Annotated in this window: 5 protein-coding genes and 2 pseudogenes; all 7 read left to right on the top strand. The window is 41.7% G+C overall.

Going from position 1 to position 4,724, the window contains the following annotated elements; genetic code table 11:
- Window positions 1-115: 115 nt before the first annotated feature.
- A pseudogene (locus tag EDM57_RS17870) lies at window positions 116-994 on the top strand (IS110 family RNA-guided transposase); the annotation flags it as partial.
- Between the two features lie 325 nt (window positions 995-1,319).
- On the top strand, window positions 1,320-1,742 hold the full coding sequence (locus tag EDM57_RS24090; RefSeq protein WP_425455813.1) for a TreTu family toxin: 423 nt from the start codon (window positions 1,320-1,322) through the stop codon (window positions 1,740-1,742).
- Window positions 1,735-2,055: an immunity protein TriTu family protein gene (locus EDM57_RS17860; RefSeq protein ID WP_122906046.1), complete on the top strand. Its 321-nt coding sequence runs from the start codon at window positions 1,735-1,737 to the stop codon at window positions 2,053-2,055. The genes EDM57_RS24090 and EDM57_RS17860 overlap by 8 nt, the downstream gene beginning before the upstream one ends.
- A gap of 600 nt (window positions 2,056-2,655) precedes the next feature.
- Window positions 2,656-2,816: pseudogene (locus EDM57_RS24085) on the top strand (IS3 family transposase); the annotation flags it as partial.
- A 105-nt stretch (window positions 2,817-2,921) separates the two neighbouring features.
- Entirely contained in the window at window positions 2,922-3,284 is a 363-nt protein-coding gene (locus tag EDM57_RS17850) for a hypothetical protein (protein WP_170163469.1), read from the top strand.
- Between the two features lie 113 nt (window positions 3,285-3,397).
- Complete coding sequence (locus tag EDM57_RS17840; protein ID WP_342771487.1) at window positions 3,398-3,937, top strand: IS110 family RNA-guided transposase; 540 nt, start codon at window positions 3,398-3,400, stop codon at window positions 3,935-3,937.
- A 513-nt stretch (window positions 3,938-4,450) separates the two neighbouring features.
- Window positions 4,451-4,609: a hypothetical protein gene (locus EDM57_RS23585; protein WP_211338268.1), complete on the top strand. Its 159-nt coding sequence runs from the start codon at window positions 4,451-4,453 to the stop codon at window positions 4,607-4,609.
- Window positions 4,610-4,724 lie beyond the last annotated feature (115 nt).

Below are 4,724 nucleotides of genomic sequence, written 5' to 3'. Positions count from 1 at the left end.
GGTGTGATCTTCTCCATCGCTCAATCGCAAGAACTCATGCCCGCCAGTGGCTCCATGTCAAGCCCGACATATGAAGCATCGTTTTCACGTTTACACAAAAATCTTGACAGACTCGATTTCCAACTTGGATACATTGCCAGCCGCCAATCCGCTTGACCTCTATTACGCCATTTCCCAACTGGTTACGAGAAGATCCAATATCGTTAGCGTTTTGACGGGGCTAAAACTCCAACTCCACCAGCAACTCGGCTACCATTATCCAAGCTACAAGAAGTTCTTTTCACAGGTGGAAGGGAAAGCAGCACTCGCTTTTTGGAGAAAGTATCCTTCTCCCAGTTGTTTGAAGGGGGTGGGCGTGGATGAACTTGCAGACTTCCTTTACAAGAAAAGCAATCGCAATTTATCTACGAAGAAGGCAAAAGAAATCCTCTCACTTGTAGAACAAGACGGGGATACATCGAAGGACTACCAAGAAGCGAATGACTTCCTTGTGAAAGATGTAGTACGAGACATCATGATTCGTGAGCATCAGCTAGACCAGATTGACGCTGAGTTAAAGAAACATATAGCTTTACTCGATTACAAGCTGGAAACCATGCACGGAATCAGTACAGTAACGGCGGCGGAGTTGATTGCGGAGATTGGCGACATTTCACGCTTCTCTAATGCAGACAAGCTAGCCAACTTTGCAGGAATCGCACCTGTTCAGCACAGTTCAGGGAACAAGCAGAAAGCGAAAAAGAGCAAGCTAGGCAATCGTAGTCTGTATGACATTTTCTACAACCTCGCTATTCGTTTGCTTGGCGTATCGAGGGGGGAGAAGAAGCCAAATCACCCAATGTACCATGCTTACTATGAGAAGAAGCTAGCAGAAGGAAAGACCAAGTGGCAAGCAATCATCTGTGTCATGCGTAAACTGGTCAACGTCATCTACAGCATGATGAAGTACAAGACTGAATATAAAATGCCAGTCCTTCCAGAACGGGCGGCGTAGTCAATTGGGTGGTAGCAGAAATGTTGCCACCTAACCTTTAACCATTGACCGCTTTATCATGGAGGATACGTATAAGGGTGCGGTGGATAATCCGCTGAGTCTGAATCGGTACGTTTATACAGCAAATAATCCGTTAAAGTATATTGATCCATCAGGTAATGCGTACATTAATTCGGATGGAACTGTAAATTGGGGTTATTATGAGAGGCATCCCGATGCATTTAGAGCCGATCTGGAAGAACTTGCAGATTTATATCAGATAGCTTTGATAGAAATTCCTGAACGGGCATCAACAATACAGCGTGAGGTTCAATTTCAAGCGTTAATGAATAACTTTCCAGAAGGTGGTGGAAGATCAGGGGGATGGAAATCTCCTAAAAAATCAGGGATAAAAATAACCAAAGATGGAATAGAAAATGAAACCATCCGAGTTGGAAGATGGATGGGGAAAGAAGAGTATAACTTAATGATGAAAACTGGTAAGGTGCAGGAGGGAAGTGGAGGGCTTACTTATGTTATTTTCCCCTCAGACCCAGATGCTTTCCCACAAGCAAAACCAGGCTCTTTATATGTAACGTTTGATATACCCAAGTCGACACCCTTAATTCAAAATAATGAGAAATGGTTCTATATGGTGGGACCTACGTCTATAATGGCAAAGCTCCGTGAAAAAAGAGGATTGCCGCGAACAGAATTACCTACTGCGAAAAATATAAAACTAGAGAAAAGGAAGGATAGACTTGAATAAGTTATTTTTAACTTGGATACAAGAGAACGAAGGTCAGTTGAGCAGAATGGGGATTAAAACAGAATACAACTATCAATGGGATACGCCAGCCCATGCTCTTAATCCAAGTACAGTAGTTGATCAAGAGACATCATTATGTGTTGGACGAGTAATTGTATGGAGTTCTAATCATATGCATTTTGAGGTTTTCTTATTAGAAGCGGATTCAAGTGAACCATTATTGGTAAGAGATGTGGAACTTGGTGAAGGAGTGGATTTTTATAATACACTAGAAGAGTACTTTACAGTCATGATTACAGGGAGAATCGAATAATACGTCGAGCTTTCAAACATAGGAGAACTTTTTATAACGACCCCAAACGAGTAGTCAACTACTCGTCTGGGGTGTTTTTTCGTTCATGGGAACTATCCCTGCCCGCGAGGACTGAGCGTCAAACGCAATACGCACCGTCTATTTTCAGTGGATCGGCTACACCGAATTGGACAATTCTCTTAAGGTCTAGTAGATTGAAATCAAAATCGCCAAGGAACGGAGAGAATGTCATGCAGAAATGTGAGCGTCGGTCATTTACAGACGGGTTCAAGCAGCAGATGGTTCAACTTTACGAGAATGGGAAACCGCGATGTGTTTTGCAAGTAGAAAATGCTTAGTTTTGCAGCCAAAATTGCCTAAGCACTTGCCAGCCGTTTGTAACTACAGAGGAATTCTATCCATTGCCTGCTTGAAGGCGCTGATCTTCGGACGAAAATAACGGTAATCCAGCAAAATGCTCATAAGTATCCCATATCAGCCATGTGCAAGATTCTTCAGGTCAATAAAAGTACCTACTACTACGAGAGTAATGAGCAATCATCTGTCAATCATGAAGTGGAACAAGCAAGTATCCGTATTTTTGAAGAGAATCAGCGCGTGTATGGGGCAAGGAAGATCAAAGCAAAACTTCAAGAAGAGGAATGGCGGTTTCCAGACCGCGCATTGAACGTCTGATGAAGAAAAACGGCCTGGTCTCGGTTTACACAGTGGCGCAGTATAAACCACATATGTCATTATGTAACGAATCGCCGATCCAGAATGATTTCAAGCCTACTTCTACAATGACTATTTTAACTGATAAACATGGTAATTTGGTAACAGCATTTCCTGGTTTACTAAAATAGTTAATGAAATGAGGATGAAACGTGAAACTAATTGGGAGTAAATTGGAACAAGAAATAAGGGAGCAACTTAAAAAATCCAATCAATCACTATTTAAGAGTGAAGAGAAACGAAGACTACTTGAAGTGATTAGAAGTTCATACCCGGAAATGAACACAGCTTATATTGTTCATTGGATACCCGAGCAGGGTGAGGATATTTATAAGATTCTAATTAACGATAGCATTATCGCAGAAATTGAATTAGATCGCTATAACGCTGAAAATGAACCAATTGTTGTAACTAAAACGATTTCGCAATATTTACAAGGACTCAGTAAACAGTGTCAAATTAAATTAGCAGTTGCTCTTGATTTAGCGAAGCAAGGCTTGAAGAATGTGGACTGACCATTGAATAAGTTACTTGATTGGCTTATGTATTATGATGTTATGTATCGAAACGGCAAACAATATAATATCGAAGTACTATACGATGCTAAAACGAACCAAAAGCTGAAAGGATTCCGGAGGCCGCACGGCAATCTTTTGGTGCTGATCTGGCTATTGATGCTTATTCCTTTCAATTGCGAATGATTATGGAACAGATTCGTTTTATGGAGGGACAACTTCAGCGCTTGGAAGAAGAAATCGCCGAACGACTTTCTGAATTCGATCATCATTTGTTAACAATTCCTGGCATTGGTCCAGTGTTAGCTGCTAGCATATTGGCGGAGATTGGAGATATCACGCGCTTTCAAACTCCGAAGCAACTTGCGGTCTTTGCGGGTCTTGATCCTGCTGTTCGGCAATCCGGACAGTTTACCGGAACTACTAATCATATATCAAAGAGGGGTTCTGTCTATTTACGACGAGCTCTCTGGCTTGGAGCTAATTCGGCACGCTTGTACGATCCTGTATTTAAATCGTTTTATGATGATAAAATTTCCCGAGGTAAGCATGGCAAAACAGCTCTCGGTGCAGTTAGCCGTAAGTTATCGGCTGTAATTTTTGCAATTTTACGGGATAATCAACCCTATGCGCCAGACTTGGCCACAAAGTAACTCTTAGAAATCTGGAGTCAGTCTGTCAAGGCATGCCTTTTGCCTTGACAGATGAGATATTCCACCCACACTCGTTTCCTTCTCCAGCATGCATTGCTGGAGCTGCCTCACGGCGAGTGACGGGGTGCAGGGGGTGTGCCCCCTGCGTAGTCAATTAAAAGAATCATCCATGAAAGGGTATTGACATTGCATAGCTGGTCTCTACGGGTATGATACAGTCAGAAAGGGCGATATCAATACGATTTCGCTTGGTGATTCAGCCTATCATACCCGCCTCTCCATGTAAAGCCACGATTGTATAAATGCATTGCAAAACTCAGCACTTTTAAATTGCAATAAACAGACAGCGACATCAGTAATAAAAAATGATAAGCGACTTGTGAGGGCAGCTATGGAAATGGGGAAAGATCCAAGAGTCCAAGCTGAGGCAGACAATTTAGTTAAGAGTTTTCTGAGGGGGAATACAAATCCAGGTAAAGGCTCAAAATTGCTTGATTTGGAGGAATTTATGAAATGCGTGGTGCAAATGGAGCAAGGGTATACTTTAAGAACGTGGAGAGTGGAATCAAAATCGTTGGTAAATCAAATAAAGCAAACCAAGATGATGTTATTAAAGTATTAAGAGAACTTTATGGTAAATCACTAGCGTTGCATAAAAATCGCCAGGATTAATAAACTGATTTTTCTGAACTAAATTCCACTTCCAAATGGCTAAAGAACGGAGTGACCCACAAAGGTAGTTCCGTCCATTTGGCATTTATATACACTTAAACCAGATGCTACACAA

It is taken from the genome of Brevibacillus gelatini (genome assembly GCF_003710935.1).
GTDB classification, from domain to species: domain Bacteria; phylum Bacillota; class Bacilli; order Brevibacillales; family Brevibacillaceae; genus Brevibacillus; species Brevibacillus gelatini.
Note: the sequence above shows the minus strand (reverse complement) of the source record. Positions and strands in the feature narration are given on the sequence as shown.